This is a genomic window from Polynucleobacter finlandensis (assembly GCF_018881755.1).
GTDB classification, from domain to species: domain Bacteria; phylum Pseudomonadota; class Gammaproteobacteria; order Burkholderiales; family Burkholderiaceae; genus Polynucleobacter; species Polynucleobacter finlandensis.
Genome location: NZ_JACVPS010000006.1, coordinates 48,538 through 63,587 on the forward strand (window position 1 = coordinate 48,538; position 15,050 = coordinate 63,587).

Sequence of the window (15,050 nt, forward strand, 5' to 3'; positions counted from 1 at the left end):
CAGCATCTAAATAGGACCAAGCCAATTAGTCGACTGAACAGCTGGCTTGGTCGTTGCAACAAGATGTCGCTTCTACTTTTGCTGGCTCATTGGTATAGCGAGCAATATAGGCATGCTTACTTGTTAATGGAAGTTGTATCCAGACAAAGTGGCCTGAACCTGGGGCCACATCGATAGATTCCCCTTTGGTATTCCACATTTGCTCTAGGACCATATCTTGATTGCCTTGCGGCTCAATGATCTCTAGCTTATCTCCAACAGAAAAACGATTTTTAACATCTACCTTGACGCGCCCGGATGCTGCATCTACCTCGAGAGTCTCTCCGACATAAAGACTTCTGCCGGATAGAGAATAGCCTCTCATATAGAGTTGATAGTCTTTATCGTGATGACGTTCATAAAAGCCATCTGTGTAGCCACGATTCGCTAAGCCTTCTAAATTCCCAAGTAAAGTCTTATCGAATGGCTTTCCTTGAACTGCATCGTTAATTGCAGTGCGATAGGATTGGCAAGTGCGCGCAACGTAGTAAGGTGATTTAGTGCGACCTTCAATCTTAAAAGAATCCACTCCCATGGCAGTCAATCTCTCAATGTGCTCAACAGCACGGAGATCTTTGGAGTTCATGATGTAGGTACCATGTTCATCTTCTTCCATGGGCATTAAATCATCTGGTCTTTTGCCCTCCTGAAGTAAGACAATATCTCCGCTTGGGGCTGTTTGGGCCGGTTTCACTTTGTAATCCCAGCGACAAGCATTAGTGCACGCACCTTGATTGGGATCCCTGTGAGACATATAGCCAGATAGTAAGCAGCGACCAGAGTAAGCAATACACAATGCGCCGTGTACAAAAACTTCGAGCTCCATCTCAGGACAATCTTGACGCACTTCTTCGATCTCATCAAAGGAAAGCTCGCGCGACAAAATGACCCTACTAATGCCAACCGAGCGCCAGAATTTTGCAGAAGCCCCGTTCACGGTGTTTGCCTGAACTGATAAATGAATTGGCATATCTGGCCAAGCTTCTCTAGCCATCATGATGAGACCCGGGTCTGACATGATGAGGGCATCGGGCTTCAGAGCCACTACGGGTGACATATCTTTGATGTAAGTACGCGTCTTTGCTCCATGAGGAAGCAGGTTGGATACTAGATAAAACTTTTTACCTAGCGAATGTGCTGTGTCAATTCCTTGTTGAAGAACTTCGATCTTGCCAAAATCATTGTTTCGCACTCGCAAGGAGTAGCGCGGTTGACCGGCATAAATGGCATCCGCTCCAAAATCAAAAGCGGTTTTGAGCATATCAAGGCTGCCAGCTGGGGCAAGAAGTTCTGGAATCTTAGTCATCGGTCTATTTTAGTGAATAACAAGAGTTTTGCTCAATTCTCCTCATTTTGGCTTTAATCGCCTCTGATTTCTCGGTTCTAGTCGTAAGCTAGCATGCCACGCGTTTATATTGATGAGGAGTATTCTATGCAGTCTGTGGTGAGCCTTATCCGCATGGACCGGAGCCTTCCCTAGCTTTACCACCTCATATTGAAGGCATCAACGAAAGAATGTAATGACCAAGCTCAAATCAAAACCCATCCTCAAGCGAGCTAGCCACATACTGTCTCAGGAATTTTCTACGCCTAAAGATATTGCTTGGGCTTGGGTTACCTTGCTGATGTCGCAAGAAGAGGAGAAGCGGGATAGTGAAGAAAAGCGCTATAGCCGTATTGCAGAATTTGAAGCTTGGATCTTAGGATTAGATCTTCCTAGAGACTCTAAAAATACTCAGGTCCACACAGTGAGTCCAGAGGCTGTAAAAAATGCTGCTCGCAATGTATTTGAATGGCCACATGAGTACATCTTTGAAGCGCCAGCGAGTCCTAACCATCCAGATACAAAAGTCACCTACAAAGATACGATCACGAAGCCTATTTTGGATGCACTAAAAGATGCAAGCGGATCTGATGATAGAGCTGCATTGATGGCGATTCTTGAGGGCTATGCAAAAGAGGGCAAAGAGCCTTTTGCGAACATTACTACAGAGGGTATTGAGTGGAAAGGTAGTCATTGGTCTGAAGGCGATAAATACAACCTTCTCACACTTAAGAGTTTGAACAACCGCCTAGCCAATCTGCGCAAAAAAGAATTGATTTAAGCTTTATCAATTAACCCGTCGCAGTTAGGAAAAGAAAAACCACCTAAAAAGGTGGTTTTTGTATTTGGCTCCTCGACCTGGGCTCGAACCAGGGACCTACGGATTAACAGTCCGGCGCTCTACCAACTGAGCTATCGAGGAATAAGCCGATATTATAGCAAGATGAAAGCAACTCTTCCGACTTCCATCAAGATCCCCAAAGTACTGACCATTGCTGGGTCCGATAGCGGTGGTGGGGCGGGGCTGCAGGCCGATCTTAAAGTCATTGCTGCTCTTGGTGGATATGGGATGTCCGTCATCACGGCCATCACGGCCCAGAACACTTTGGGGGTCACTCGCATCCAAGATGTAGACCTTGATGTGGTTGAGGCTCAGATCGATGCCGTGCTTCTGGATATAGGGGCCGATATCGTCAAAATTGGTATGTTAGCGAGCCCAGAAATCGTTTTAACTGTGGCAAATAGTTTGCGTCGTCACGGTGTAAAAAATATTATCTTAGACCCAGTATTGAGGGCAACATCTGGGGCTAGCTTAGGTGGTGACGATACAGCTCAAGCCATGATTAAAGAATTATTTCCGATGGCGACATTAATTACGCCAAATCTAGATGAGGCATCCTTATTATTGGGTCGTGAAGTTTCTGGTCCTGAGGATTTCAAACTGGCTGCGCAAGAATTACTCGATATGGGTCCACAGGCAGCGCTGATTAAAGGCGGTCACTTAGATACAAAGCATACGCAGTTGATTGACTTCTTAATGTGGAGAACTGTGGAGGACGGTCTTGAGGTGATTCAGTCAAAAGAATTCAAGCACTATCGAGTTCCCACAGAGAACACGCATGGGACTGGTTGCTCATTGGCTTCAGCCATTGCCACCTACTTAGCAGATGGTCATGACCTTAGTCATTCGGTTGCTAAAGCAATTTCTTATGTTGAGGCAGGTTTAGAGGCTGGACGATTCTTGAGTATTGGTGAAGGTCCAGGGCCGCTGTGGCATATGTTCGAATTCTATCCAACAGCGCTTCCTAAAGAAGAGGGGTAGTTTTACTCCCCCTTAGGTTTTCATTAATTCTTGAAGTTTTTTGACTGCAGCTTTTGGATCTTTGGCGCTGGTAATAGCACGAATCACTGCCACTGAGCCCACACCACTTTGTGCCACCGCATGAATACTGGTTTCATCTATGCCACCAATGGCAACGAGTGGATAGTGACTCATCAGTTTGGCGTATTGATAGATCCGGCCTAGACCTTGTGGGGCTGTGGGCATCTGCTTGATCGGTGTTGGAAAGACTGCGCCCATCGCAATATAACTGGGGCAAAAACGATCTGCGTAAACCATCTCGGCATATCCATGGGTGCTCAGGCCGAGTCGTAGGCCTGAAGAGCGGATCGCTTCTAAATCAGCAGTCTCCATATCTTCTTGACCAAGATGGACACCATAAGCTCCCGCATCCATGGCCTCTTGCCAATAGTCATTGATAAATAACAAAGTCTTACTACCCTCAACCGCTGCAACAGATTGCGCAATCTGCTTTCTAATCTTTGATTTTTCGTCCGACTTAAAGCGCAGTTGCACGGTTGGTAGCTCAGCGTCAACCATACGCTTAATCCAATCAGAGTCTGGCATCACGCCGTACAGTCCTAAACGTTTTGGACATTCGGCAAAGGCCTTGGGATTCATATTGCGCGTCCAAGGGATTAAATCAAAATGTTCGGGTCTTCTGGGCCATTTAAAAGGATCGAAGCCACCATCTTGATACACCATGCGTGACCATGCTTTGCCAAGAACATTGGCATCAGACTCAATAAAGCCCATTTCAATTGCTGCTAAGGCGCCAGCCAATTCATAATGGTCGCTTGCATGCTCGTTATCAATTTTTGGAGGTGGCGAAGCAAAGGTATAGACTGGAATCGCAATGGCTAAGTCTGCTGCGCGATGTGCTGCAACAATTTGATCTGCTAGGTCGCGAACAAGACTCATATCTTGATATTAACTGCCTTAGTTAGCTTTGATGCCAAAAGGGTGTACCAACCAATGGAGTGCTAGCTTGGGCGGAGTCTTGTGCCTGCATAGCGCCTGACAAAAATGCCGAGCGACCAGCATCGACAGCCATAGCAAATGCTTTGGCCATCACCACAGGATCTTGCGCTAGAGCAACAGCGGTATTGAGTAATACACCATCAAATCCCCATTCCATCACCGTGCAGGCATGAGATGGCAAACCAAGCCCTGCATCTACCAGCAAGGGAACCTGTAGTCTCTCACGTAATAACTTCATGGCATAGGGATTCAGTGGCCCTTGGCCAGTACCAATAGGGGCGGCCCATGGCATCACAGCCTGGCAGCCAACATCCACTAAACGTTGACACAAAATCAGATCTTCAGTGCAGTAAGGTAGGACCTTGAAACCATCTTTAATTAAAGTCTCAGCTGTTTGCACCAGTCTCAGCGTGTCAGGCTGCAAGGTGTAGTCGTCACCAATGAGCTCTAACTTAATCCAATCGGTCTCAAAAACTTCACGAGCCATTTGGGCGGTGGTGATGACTTCTTGGGGGCTGTGGCATCCAGCAGTATTGGGTAGTACGGGCACCGCCATTTTCTTGAGCAGGTCCCAAAAACCACTATGCGCTTCTGCAGTTGCGCTGCCTTGACGACGCAAGCTGACCGTAATCATGGCGGGATTGGATGCTGTAACAGCATTCTCCAGAATGTGTGGGGAAGGGTAACGTGAAGTGCCTAGCAATAAGCGACTAGCAAAACTTTCCCCATACAGCACTAAGGGGTCTGTATTTGCGAAGTGTTTGGGTAATGGTGCAGTCATCTTGATCTTTTACCCGCCAGTCACTGGTGCAATGATTTCAATACGATCGTTCTCATGCAGAATGTGCTCGGCATGTTTTGTTTTTGGAACGAAGCTCAGATTTACAGCAACCGCATAGGGTGGTTTGGCATCAATCAGCCCAAGCACATCACTGACATTGCTTCCCAAGGGAAGTTGACGCTCTGTTTGATTGATGATTACGCGCATAGACTGAGCTCTTGAGTGCCGAGTACTTTATTGACGCGTAAGCCCAGATCCGTGGCTGTCTTACTATTGCCCTCATCGAGAAGTTCTAATGCGCAGTCCATGACTGCCGGTGAAATCATAAAGCCATGGCGATATAAACCATTAATCAACATCAATCCAGCTTGACCTTTTTCTTTGCTAAATTTAATTTCTGGAAGATTGTCTTTTAGGGTTGGGCGACATTGTGTTGCCATTTCTAAAATACGGGCTTCTGCAAAACCACTATGCACGGTATAGACCGAACTCAAAAGCTCCATGGCGGAACGCACGCTGACCTCTGAGAGATCTTCAGATTCAATTTCAGTAGCACCCACAACGTAAATATGATTTTCTTTGGGGGCGATGTAAATCGGGTAGCGCGGATGAATCAAACGAGTAGGACGTTGTAGATTGACCTCGGGTGCATAAAGTCGTACTACTTCGCCACGCACGCCACGTAAGGGGTTATGACTCGCATCATCAGCTTGCCATGCAGCTTTAGCACCAAGTCCGCGACAGTCAATTACCCAGTCGTAGCCACCATCTGCGCGCAATTGCTCTGGTTCGGCAGAGGTATTCCAGTGGCATTTGACCTTCAACAACTCCAGTTCGATGAGCAAGGCATCTAGCAACTGTCGGTTATCAAGCTGCCCTTCATCAGGTAAATACAAGCCCTGTGTAAAGCGATCCGCAACACTAGGTTCAATATCTCGTAGGGATTGGCTATCGAGTTTTTGTGGTGCAACTAGCTGCTGGTTATTGCGGCTATTTCTTTCAAGGTGGGACGTAAAGCGATCTGCCTCACTTGCATCTTGGCGGTGCCACAAAATGAGCGTGCCTTTTTGCTGAAAAAATACCGGCGTTGATAAGTCTTCAATGACTTGTTTCCAGCGAGGTAGGCTATGGACTCCCATACGGACCACGTTATCTTCCGTGATGGCAGATTCAGCCAGTGGGGCAAGCATTGCTGCGGCGATTCGGGCTGCCGAGAGATCAGCGCTTGTGCTGCCTTTCTCAAAGAGATTCACCTGGGCTCCGCGCTGAGCAAGCGCAACAGCAAGCATCCGACCCATCAGACCGGCGCCTACTATTGCATATTTGCTATTAGCGAACTGACTCATCGATATTGCTTACTGATAGATCTCGCTACCGCGTTTACGGAACTCTGCTGACATTTCTTCCATGCCCTTCGCAGCTTCCTGGACCGCATCCGTAACTTCTGTAATCGGAATGACCTTCGCTACCTTTGGATTGCCATCAGCATCTAAAGTAGCTGCATATTCACGTACTTCTTGCGTGATTTTCATAGAGCAGAACTTAGGACCGCACATCGAGCAGAAGTGAGCAATCTTCGCGCCTTCAGCCGGCAGGGTTGCATCGTGATATTCACGTGCACGTTCTGGGTCCAGACCTAGATTGAATTGATCTTCCCAGCGGAATTCAAAGCGGGCTTTAGATAAAGCATTATCACGAACTTGGGCACCCGGTAATCCCTTTGCAAGATCGGCACCATGAGCGGCAATCTTGTAAGTAATGATGCCTTCACGCACATCTTCTTTATCTGGCAAACCTAAATGCTCTTTTGGTGTGACATAGCACAGCATGGCAGTGCCATACCAGCCAATTTGTGCAGCACCAATACCGCTCGTAATGTGATCATAGCCTGGAGCAATATCGGTAATCAATGGTCCAAGGGTATAGAAGGGGGCTTCTAAGCAGTGCTTAAGCTCTTCAGTCATGTTTTCTTCAATGCGCTGCATTGGCACGTGACCAGGACCTTCAATCATCACCTGAACATCATGCTCCCATGCTTTGGCAGTGAGTTCGCCCAGCGTATGGAGTTCGCCAAATTGCGCAGCATCATTGGAGTCCGCAATGCAGCCTGGGCGCAAACCATCACCCAAGCTAAATGACACGTCATAGGCTTTCATGATCTCGCAGATTTCATCAAATCTTGTGTAGAGGAAGTTTTCCTTATGGTGAGCTAAACACCACTTGGCCATAATCGATCCACCACGTGAAACGATGCCAGTAATACGATCAGCCGTTAAGGGCACATAGCGTAGCAATACACCGGCATGAATTGTGAAGTAATCCACGCCTTGCTCTGCTTGCTCTACCAGGGTATCGCGGAACATTTCCCAGGTGAGATCTTCAGCAACACCACCGGTTTTATCCAGTGCTTGATAGATGGGAACGGTGCCAATAGGTACTGGTGAATTACGAATAATCCATTCACGGGTTTCATGAATATGCTTACCAGTGGAGAGATCCATGATGGTGTCAGCACCCCAACGAATTGACCAAACCATTTTTTCAACTTCTTCATTAATGGAAGAAGTTACAGCAGAGTTACCAAGGTTGCCGTTAATTTTCACGCGGAAATTGCGACCAATAATCATTGGCTCTAATTCAGGGTGATTAATGTTCGCAGGAATGATGGCGCGACCAGCAGCAATTTCAGAGCGGACAAATTCACCGGTAACTGTCTCAGGTAAGTTGGCGCCGTAGCTCTTGCCAGGATGTTGCTTGAGGAGTTGTTTGTATTCTGGATTCTTGCGTAACTGATCAATGCCCATGGATTCACGTAGTGCTACGTATTCCATTTCTGGTGTGATGATGCCTTTGCGAGCGTAGTACATCTGACTAACATTGCTGCCAACTTTAGCAACGCGTGGTGCGCTAATGTGAGCAAAGCGTAAAGTTTGCGTGGCTTGATCTTGAGAGCGTGCAACACCGTACTCAGAGCTAGGCCCGGCAAGTTGTTCGGTGTCATTGCGCTCTTTAATCCAGTTATCACGCAATCTTGGTAAACCTTTTTCTAGGTTAATGACTATTTCTGGATCGCTATAAGGGCCGGATGTGTCGTAAACGGGGACAGGCGGATTAGGCACCATTTGTTCGCCAACGCGGGTAGACAATTGCTCAATCATGCGGAAGGGCGCTTTGATATCTGGACGCGAACCTTCTAAATATGTTTTGGTGGATGCCGGATAGGCAAATTTTTGACCGAAGTCACGTTCTAAGCTTTTTAAGCTTGGAATCTCGTGTTTAGCGTTTTTGCTTTCAGGCTTGCCTGTACTCATGTCCATCTCCTAGCGTTTTTAGATGGACGAAACCGGGTGTCGGTCTGATGTAACTCCCCACGCCAGCATTACCTGGATCGGGTTTTAGGGTCTTTCTCAGCACCTCCAGCAAAATATCCATTGGAGGGCACCCCTGTTTCATCCTTAGTTCAGATTTAACCACGAAAATGCCGCCCTAGGGATGATCCACATCAAGGGGCTGATTTAAGGCTATTTATGGTTCCGCAGTATGAAATCCGCTGTTACAAAGGCGGCATCGCTGGTGAATTCATCAGCCAAAATGCGGGCTGCAGCCTCGGCAAGGGAAATTTCGATGAAACCACTGACTTCACCGTCATGATTGGTGGGGATGAAGTTATCGGCAAGCTCAAGGTCATAAACATACAGTTGCTCATCATGAAAGCCTCGGCCTGGGATTGGTCGACGCATATGAATTCTGCCAACAGGCGTAATCTGGGCTGCAATGTGTGGAGGCACACCAGCCTCTTCCCAGAGTTCTCTGCAGGCATTAACCAAAGGGGTTTCATCTGCAGCAATGCCACCAGATGCCAAGTTATCCAGCCGTCCAGGATCGGTTGCCTTGCTTTCACTGCGGCGCCCAAGCCATACATTGCCTGCTTTGGTGTAACCGTTGATGTGGCTAGCCATACTTCTAAAGCCAAAGGTTCTAAATGCCGCTCGTTCTAAGCGGAAATACTCGTGACCGTTTTGATCAAGCCAAGAAAATTCTTCATTGCGCCATCCAGGGATAAAGCCTCCCGAGCGCATTCTTTCTGCCAAGGCGTTTAGGTTGGCTGAAAGCTCAATAGGTCGCACGGATGCAATATGCAAAGCCTCGTGCCCGAGTGCAATATTGGGAATCGGATCCTTCAGTAATGATTCTTGCAGGTAAGGAATAAATTCAGGATTAAGATGACCAATAATTTGATTGCTGTTACTCCCGCCTTCAAAGTAAATCGGCATATAGTCGGGCGGGGCCGATCTGGCAGTGTTTTGTAGCATCTCCTCTAATGCAGCTAGAGTGCTGGTGTTGAGCGTATTCATATAGAAAGTGTAAGAGAAAAAGATGGAGACAAAGAATAAATTGCCACACGGCGGCCAAATTCTGGCAAACGCCTTGGTAAGACAGGGCGTTGATTTGGCTTTTGGGGTCCCTGGGGAAAGCTTCCTGCCCTTATTAGATGGCCTAGTTGATCATTCCAAGGACTTTCGCTTCATCACCTGTCGCCAAGAAGGCGGCGCAGCTTACATGGCAGAGGCTTACGCCAAACTCACCGGCAAGCCTGGCGTAGTGATGGTGACCCGTGGGCCTGGTGCATCCAATGCCATGGTTGGAATACATACTGCGTATCAAGACTCCACGCCCTTGGTGCTATTGATTGGTCAGGTTGGTACTGATATGGTGGAGCGCGAAGCCTTTCAAGAGATGGATTACCGCCGTCTCTATTCGGAATGCACAAAGTGGGTTGGCAGTATTGATCGGGTTGATCGGATTGATGAATTTGTCTCTCATGCCTTTCATATTGCGCAGTCTGGGCGTAAGGGTCCTGTAGTGCTGGCATTGCCTGAAGACATTCTTTACGAATATGCTCACGAGAAACCAACAGCAGCAGCGCATATTGTTCAGCCTGGCTTAGATCTCGCTATATTCAATGATGCTATGGAGCTCTTTACCAATGCCAAGAAGCCAATGATTCTGGCTGGTGGCGGCAATTGGAATGCATCTGCTTGTGAAGTATTGAGTGCTTGGGCGAAGCGTGAAGGCGTTCCAGTTGCTACGAGCTTTCGGTCTCAGGACCTAATTGATAACCAAGATGCTTGTTATGCCGGTGACTTGGGGATTGGCGCCAACCCCGCACTCGTCAAACGCATTCAAGAGTCAGATGCTTTACTAGTCATTGGTGAGCGCTTGGGAGAAATGACCACGGCTGGCTACAGCATCCTCTCTGTGCCAACACCAAGCAATAAGGTCATTCATGTTTTATCTAGTCCGGATGAACTTGGTCGGGTGTATCGCCCAGAATTTGCGATCAACTGCAGTCCTGAGAACTTCTGCGCTGCTTTGAGTGAAGTTCAAATGGGTAAGCAGCACGATCTACAAGCGATGACTGGCGCTCATGCTGAGTATCTGGCCTTTTCAGCGCCACTTACAGTCAAAGGTGATCTGCAACTCGCCCACATCATGGCGTCATTACCTGCCAGCATTCCCCGTAATGCCATTTTGACTAATGGTGCGGGTAATTTCGCAACCTGGGTACACCGCTTTTACCCCTATGGCGGATTCAAAAGTCAATTAGCGCCTGCAAACGGCTCTATGGGGTATGGCCTCCCAGCGGCCATCGCTGCAAAAATTGTGGATCCCAGCAGAGTGGTGATTGCAGTGTGTGGTGATGGTGATTTCATGATGAATTGCCAAGAGCTAGCAACAGCAGCGCGTTATGAAGCATTCCCAATCATTCTCTTAGTCAATAACAGCATGCTCGGGACTATACGCATGCATCAAGAGCGCGAGTTCAATCAACGCGTCATGGGCACGGGCTTAACCAATCCTGATTTCATTAAGTTTGCAGATAGCTTTGGTATGCCAGCATATCGAGCGAGTAAGACTGATGAGTTTGCTCCAGCTTTTGCCAAAGCTCTAGCAAGCAATCGTGGTGCTCTCATTGAGCTGGTGTTAGATCAAGAGGTGATCTCTCCATCAAAGCTGCTCTCACAACTAGGGAAGTGATTTATCGAAGCACGAAAAAAGAAAAGGGCGCTAAGCGCCCTTTTTTAATGCCCGTAATTGAAATATCGCTACTTAAGTCATTAATCGACTTTTGCACCAGAGTCTTTTACAACTTTAGTCCACTTGGCAATTTCATTCTTAATGTAGGCAGTAAATTGCGCTGGCGTATTGCCAACCGGCTCTGCACCCATTGCAATATATTTTTCTCTTACCGATGGGCTATTGATGGCTTTGATGAGTTCCGCACTTTCTTTATTGACAAGATCTTGCGGCATTCCAGCGGGACCAACAATTCCGAACCAGGCAGTTGCTTCATAGCCAGGTAAATTCGCTGCTTCAGCAACGGTTGGCAAATCCGGGAATGCAGGTGAGCGTTTTAAGCTAGTCACCGCCAGTGCTTTTAGGCGCCCAGCACGAATGTAGTTAATGCAAGAAGGTAAGTTATCAAACATCAGGTCTACATTGCCCGCCATGAGATCAGTCACGGCCGGCGGACTGCCCTTATAAGGCAGGTGGGTCATGAATGTCTTTGTCATTGACTTAAATAGTTCTCCGGCCATATGGGTTGAGGTCCCATTGCCACTAGAGGCCATATTGATTTTTCCTGGATTGGCCTTAGCGTAGCGGATTAAGTCATTGACGGAATTGATATTGTTCTTTGCTGCAAATTCTGGGTTGAGCACAATGACGTTTGGTAGCTCAGCAGCAAGCGTAATCGGTGTGAAATCCTTAACCGGATCAAAAGGTAATTTGCCACCACCTTGGGTATACAAAGGAAGGTTAATTCCGTGCGTGCCAACTGACGCCATGAGCCAGGTGTATCCATCAGGCGGAGATTTTGCTACCGCTTCAGCGCCAATATTTCCACCGGCACCTGGTTTGTTATCGATGACAACAGTCCACTTCGCTGTAGAAAGTAATTCATTCTGAATGGGGCGCGCAATGTTATCAGTTGCGCCACCAGCAGGAAACGGAACAACTAAACGAATTGGCTTATTCGGAAATGTACTTTGTGCGTATGCACTGAGTGTGATTGATGCGCAACACACAATAGTGGCAGCAATGAAACTTGCTGCGCTTGCACATCCATGGTGAATCTTTTTCATTTCTGTCTCCGTCTTTATATTCTTTAGCTATATCAAGTATTGGCTTATACACAATGTAAACGATTATTTCTTTACTGGTAAGTAGTGCCTATTATTTAGGCAAGACAGGTCTGTCTATACAAATCGGTGACTTACGAAAACTTTTGTCGATTTATCCACAAAAGCTGTGGATAAGTTTTGGTCCCGCCGACAGGCTAATATCCATAAGGGTGCTAACCTACAAACTATATAGAATAAGGCTCTGCGGGTAGGACATTTTTTAAGAGTGTACAGCTTTAGTCTCAATAGTGACCACCTAAATTATTCATAAATCCACTTGACAAATAAGTTCGACCCCTGATATTGGACACTTTAAAGGATATTGCTCTGTCACTCTTCGGGATCGTTGTTAAAACGGATGCCACAGGGCAAAAGTAGGGGTTCTTTAAGCTCCTTCACAGCACGCCTATAAGCGACTTCCATTACCTTCTCTAGAGTTATCTTCTCAGCAAGGCTTCCTAGCTGCAATACTTTTAGGACTTTTATCTCGCATCTATCATTAATAAACTCAGAACTAAATCAATAATGAACTCAGAGGGCAACACCACTTTAGGTTACAGAGAATTAACTTAAAAATATGTCCCTATAAAGGGGTGGGGGTTGCCCCCTCGTTACTAAGGTTAAGCTAAGGTAGTAATGAGCAATACCACCCCCAGTATTAGATCTAGTAATACCACCATAAGAAGTAACTAGATTAGTAATACCAGAGGTAGCTACTGGTCAACTAAAGGTATCAATGCATTTCTTTGGTTACCTTGGAATCCCACCCAATAATGTGACTAAATGCTTCATGCATACATCCTTCAGGATGCTTGGAGTTCTGAGCGACTAAGAGTCCATCATGCAAGATCACGAAGCCATTATCCCGATCCATCATATTCATGACTGCTCTACCGATAATCCGGGATTCAAGATTCATGAGCTCCATTCCAATCTCAGACTTTAGGTATTTCTTCAATATGGGTAGGTGCAGGATGAGGATGGTTTTAAGGGTGCTGTAACTGAGCTTGCATCCAGGAGGCATTAGACCTTCTGGACTATTTTTAAGTAAGGATGAGCTATTGAGTAGGGCATAAGCCAAAGTCTTAAACGTCCCCCTAAACTCTTCATAGCCAGGTATTAGAAAGGGGTCTTCTTGCGGTGCTTCTGTAGCGCCATCTCGATAGAGGAGCAGGTTGTAATACATAGCCTGGTAATCCAGATCCATAACCTTCTGCCCATCAATGCGGATTAGATGCCTCTCTTTAGCGGGGATGTTTTGCGCCCAATGTCCAAAATACCTTCCCCCTCGCTTAATCGTCCCTTGGTTAAAAATTCGATGGTAGGAGGTACTAGATCGATCACATAAGTGGTCACCCGAATACTCAATCGTATGGCTCAGTAGGTAGTCATTGATCTTTCTAACGAAGGGGCGGATCGATTCCTTAATTTCTTTGCCCATATTTGTGGTGTCAGTGTAGTTAACTAACTCAGATGAGGACGAGGGCGTCTTTCTTTTAGATTTAAGAATAATGACTTCCGTCTCCGGTCTAACGCTAAAACTTCCCCATTCCAGATCCCCATAGCAAATATCTTCAGTAAATCGAAGGGATGCCGCCTGTTGCACCAATGAAGTATCGCTTCCTCCGAAGGTTGAGCGAATCTGAATCATCTTCTTGGTTCCTACATCTTGGATGACTACCTTGGCATCGACAAGTATTTGAACTGCCCTAACCACTAGTCTCTCAGTTATGAACTTGGGAAGATAGCGACTAGCTTGAAAGTTCTTCTTACCCATTGGATAAATTAAGGATGAATACCCCTGACTTTCCGCATTTAGGAGATTGGCAAGAATATTAGTGACGATTGATTTAAGAAGGCGACCAGAGGATTTTCTGGTGAAGTCCTTGAGGTAATCCTGAAGATAGACCTCAAATATTTCCTCAATGATTGATTCTGCTTCTGACCCTTCATTTGCCAGCAAGTTGTAATCAACCATCAGCGTGTCGGTTACAAGCTTGAAGTCCTTCTTAACTCTTTTCAAGTGATCCCCACCAAAGCAGACCGAACTCGTTTATCCAATTCTTCCTTCGAATCTATTCTCTTGGCAATAGCTTTACTAAATTGATACCCCGATACACCGAAGACCTGGTTGAGAAGGTCGTATACGGTATTAACTTCAGGCACTCCCATCTCAACAACGTACTTGACTATTTTCTTACCTGTTCTCTTATTGATCAGAGCAGGGTCAACAAAGTGACTGATGCGTCTCACATGTTTAACCAGTTGATGCTTGTAAGACCTCTGATTAACAAAGATCCCAGGGGTGCTATCTTCAAAGCGCTGGAAGGATACCCACAGTAGCAACACCTCATCCATGGGAACATTCTTTAGAAGGCTCTGAAGCACCTGGTAGCCCTTGCGCTGACCTTTGACACCCGCTAGTCCATCTGCTTGTTGCTTCAGGTATCTATCCACAGCTTTACCTAGGATCACCCAGCGTTCTCCCAAGGCTAATCTGAGGTCATGAAGAGAGGGGTTGCTCTTATTTGCCTCAAGTAACTCTTGGATTTCCTGGGTTGACCTCTGGAGACTGCTGATCTTGATCGACACTTGCATCGGGTCGCCCTTAAGGTGGAACCCGTGCTCATGCTTATTGCAGTATTTCTTGCCACTTTTCCTGTGTAGGGAACATCCAGCAATCTGACACTTACGACCGTACACCTGGGACATCTTTGCTTCACGTAAGGAGACTGGTGGCTGAGTCATGGTTACCCGGTGGTTACAGGTAGTTAACTCAAGATCCTGGTTGGATTCTTAATAGCTCTTGCCAATAGCCATATTAAGGCACTTAGGGGTCAGGCTGGGAAGTGGGGTGGTTGAGTCAGTTTATGGGCGTCTCTAAACGGCCAGCAGTGGCCT

13 protein-coding genes, 1 tRNA gene and 1 riboswitch are annotated in these 15,050 nt (G+C 46.7%); of the genes, 3 read left to right on the plus strand and 11 right to left on the minus strand.

Features of this window, described 5'->3' with window-relative positions; translation table 11 throughout:
- Positions 1-25: 25 nt before the first annotated feature.
- Complete coding sequence (gene trhP / locus ICN49_RS05585; protein ID WP_216166608.1) at positions 26-1,345, minus strand: prephenate-dependent tRNA uridine(34) hydroxylase TrhP; 1,320 nt, start codon at positions 1,343-1,345, stop codon at positions 26-28.
- A gap of 214 nt (positions 1,346-1,559) precedes the next feature.
- On the opposite strand from trhP, the gene ICN49_RS05590 reads away from it, so the two are divergent.
- Positions 1,560-2,144: a hypothetical protein gene (locus ICN49_RS05590; protein WP_216166610.1), complete on the plus strand. Its 585-nt coding sequence runs from the start codon at positions 1,560-1,562 to the stop codon at positions 2,142-2,144.
- Between the two features lie 65 nt (positions 2,145-2,209).
- Here the strand turns inward: ICN49_RS05590 and ICN49_RS05595 are convergent.
- Positions 2,210-2,285 (minus strand) — tRNA-Asn (locus ICN49_RS05595).
- Positions 2,286-2,306: 21 nt separating this feature from the next.
- Between ICN49_RS05595 and thiD the strand changes: the two genes are divergently transcribed.
- Positions 2,307-3,185, plus strand: a complete 879-nt coding sequence (gene thiD, locus ICN49_RS05600; RefSeq protein WP_216166611.1) for a bifunctional hydroxymethylpyrimidine kinase/phosphomethylpyrimidine kinase — start codon at positions 2,307-2,309, stop codon at positions 3,183-3,185.
- A gap of 12 nt (positions 3,186-3,197) precedes the next feature.
- Here thiD and thiE read toward each other — a convergent pair whose 3' ends face one another.
- The 6 genes from thiE to ICN49_RS05630 all read right to left on the minus strand — a co-directional run bounded on the left by thiE (position 3,198) and on the right by ICN49_RS05630 (position 9,320).
- Complete coding sequence (gene thiE, locus ICN49_RS05605) at positions 3,198-4,124, minus strand: thiamine phosphate synthase (protein WP_216166612.1); 927 nt, start codon at positions 4,122-4,124, stop codon at positions 3,198-3,200.
- A gap of 22 nt (positions 4,125-4,146) precedes the next feature.
- On the minus strand, positions 4,147-4,965 hold the full coding sequence (locus tag ICN49_RS05610; protein WP_216166613.1) for a thiazole synthase: 819 nt from the start codon (positions 4,963-4,965) through the stop codon (positions 4,147-4,149).
- A gap of 9 nt (positions 4,966-4,974) precedes the next feature.
- Complete coding sequence (gene thiS, locus ICN49_RS05615; RefSeq protein ID WP_216166615.1) at positions 4,975-5,172, minus strand: sulfur carrier protein ThiS; 198 nt, start codon at positions 5,170-5,172, stop codon at positions 4,975-4,977.
- Positions 5,163-6,311, minus strand: coding sequence for an FAD-dependent oxidoreductase (locus ICN49_RS05620; protein ID WP_216166617.1), 1,149 nt, complete (start codon positions 6,309-6,311; stop codon positions 5,163-5,165). Before ICN49_RS05620 ends, thiS begins: the two co-directional genes overlap by 10 nt.
- Positions 6,312-6,320: 9 nt before the next feature.
- Complete coding sequence (gene thiC, locus ICN49_RS05625; protein WP_216861153.1) at positions 6,321-8,276, minus strand: phosphomethylpyrimidine synthase ThiC; 1,956 nt, start codon at positions 8,274-8,276, stop codon at positions 6,321-6,323.
- Between the two features lie 37 nt (positions 8,277-8,313).
- A riboswitch (TPP riboswitch) is annotated at positions 8,314-8,421 on the minus strand.
- Positions 8,422-8,486: 65 nt separating this feature from the next.
- Positions 8,487-9,320 (minus strand): NUDIX hydrolase, encoded by an 834-nt coding sequence (locus ICN49_RS05630; protein WP_216166619.1) that lies wholly within the window; start codon positions 9,318-9,320, stop codon positions 8,487-8,489.
- A 22-nt stretch (positions 9,321-9,342) separates the two neighbouring features.
- Here ICN49_RS05630 and ICN49_RS05635 point away from each other — a divergent pair, with 22 nt between their 5' ends.
- Positions 9,343-11,004, plus strand: coding sequence for a thiamine pyrophosphate-dependent enzyme (locus ICN49_RS05635; protein ID WP_216166621.1), 1,662 nt, complete (start codon positions 9,343-9,345; stop codon positions 11,002-11,004).
- Between the two features lie 80 nt (positions 11,005-11,084).
- Here ICN49_RS05635 and ICN49_RS05640 read toward each other — a convergent pair whose 3' ends face one another.
- The 3 genes from ICN49_RS05640 to ICN49_RS05650 form a co-directional block, all read right to left on the minus strand.
- Positions 11,085-12,110 (minus strand): tripartite tricarboxylate transporter substrate binding protein, encoded by a 1,026-nt coding sequence (locus ICN49_RS05640; RefSeq protein WP_216166623.1) that lies wholly within the window; start codon positions 12,108-12,110, stop codon positions 11,085-11,087.
- A 772-nt stretch (positions 12,111-12,882) separates the two neighbouring features.
- Complete coding sequence (locus ICN49_RS05645) at positions 12,883-14,172, minus strand: hypothetical protein (protein ID WP_216166625.1); 1,290 nt, start codon at positions 14,170-14,172, stop codon at positions 12,883-12,885.
- Complete coding sequence (locus ICN49_RS05650) at positions 14,169-14,897, minus strand: hypothetical protein (RefSeq protein ID WP_216166627.1); 729 nt, start codon at positions 14,895-14,897, stop codon at positions 14,169-14,171. Before ICN49_RS05650 ends, ICN49_RS05645 begins: the two co-directional genes overlap by 4 nt.
- Positions 14,898-15,050 lie beyond the last annotated feature (153 nt).

Excerpts from the sequence above, each read along its gene's own strand:
- trhP (WP_216166608.1), bottom strand. The coding sequence starts at position 1,345 with ATGACTAAGATTCCAGAACTTCTTGCCCCAGCTGGCAGCCTTGATATG.
- ICN49_RS05590 (WP_216166610.1), top strand. The coding sequence starts at position 1,560 with ATGACCAAGCTCAAATCAAAACCCATCCTCAAGCGAGCTAGCCACATA.
- thiD (WP_216166611.1), top strand. The coding sequence starts at position 2,307 with ATGAAAGCAACTCTTCCGACTTCCATCAAGATCCCCAAAGTACTGACC.
- thiE (WP_216166612.1), bottom strand. The coding sequence starts at position 4,124 with ATGAGTCTTGTTCGCGACCTAGCAGATCAAATTGTTGCAGCACATCGC.
- ICN49_RS05610 (WP_216166613.1), bottom strand. The coding sequence starts at position 4,965 with ATGACTGCACCATTACCCAAACACTTCGCAAATACAGACCCCTTAGTG.
- thiS (WP_216166615.1), bottom strand. The coding sequence starts at position 5,172 with ATGCGCGTAATCATCAATCAAACAGAGCGTCAACTTCCCTTGGGAAGC.
- ICN49_RS05620 (WP_216166617.1), bottom strand. The coding sequence starts at position 6,311 with ATGAGTCAGTTCGCTAATAGCAAATATGCAATAGTAGGCGCCGGTCTG.
- thiC (WP_216861153.1), bottom strand. The coding sequence starts at position 8,276 with ATGAGTACAGGCAAGCCTGAAAGCAAAAACGCTAAACACGAGATTCCA.
- ICN49_RS05630 (WP_216166619.1), bottom strand. The coding sequence starts at position 9,320 with ATGAATACGCTCAACACCAGCACTCTAGCTGCATTAGAGGAGATGCTA.
- ICN49_RS05635 (WP_216166621.1), top strand. The coding sequence starts at position 9,343 with ATGGAGACAAAGAATAAATTGCCACACGGCGGCCAAATTCTGGCAAAC.
- ICN49_RS05640 (WP_216166623.1), bottom strand. The coding sequence starts at position 12,110 with ATGAAAAAGATTCACCATGGATGTGCAAGCGCAGCAAGTTTCATTGCT.
- ICN49_RS05650 (WP_216166627.1), bottom strand. The coding sequence starts at position 14,897 with ATGACTCAGCCACCAGTCTCCTTACGTGAAGCAAAGATGTCCCAGGTG.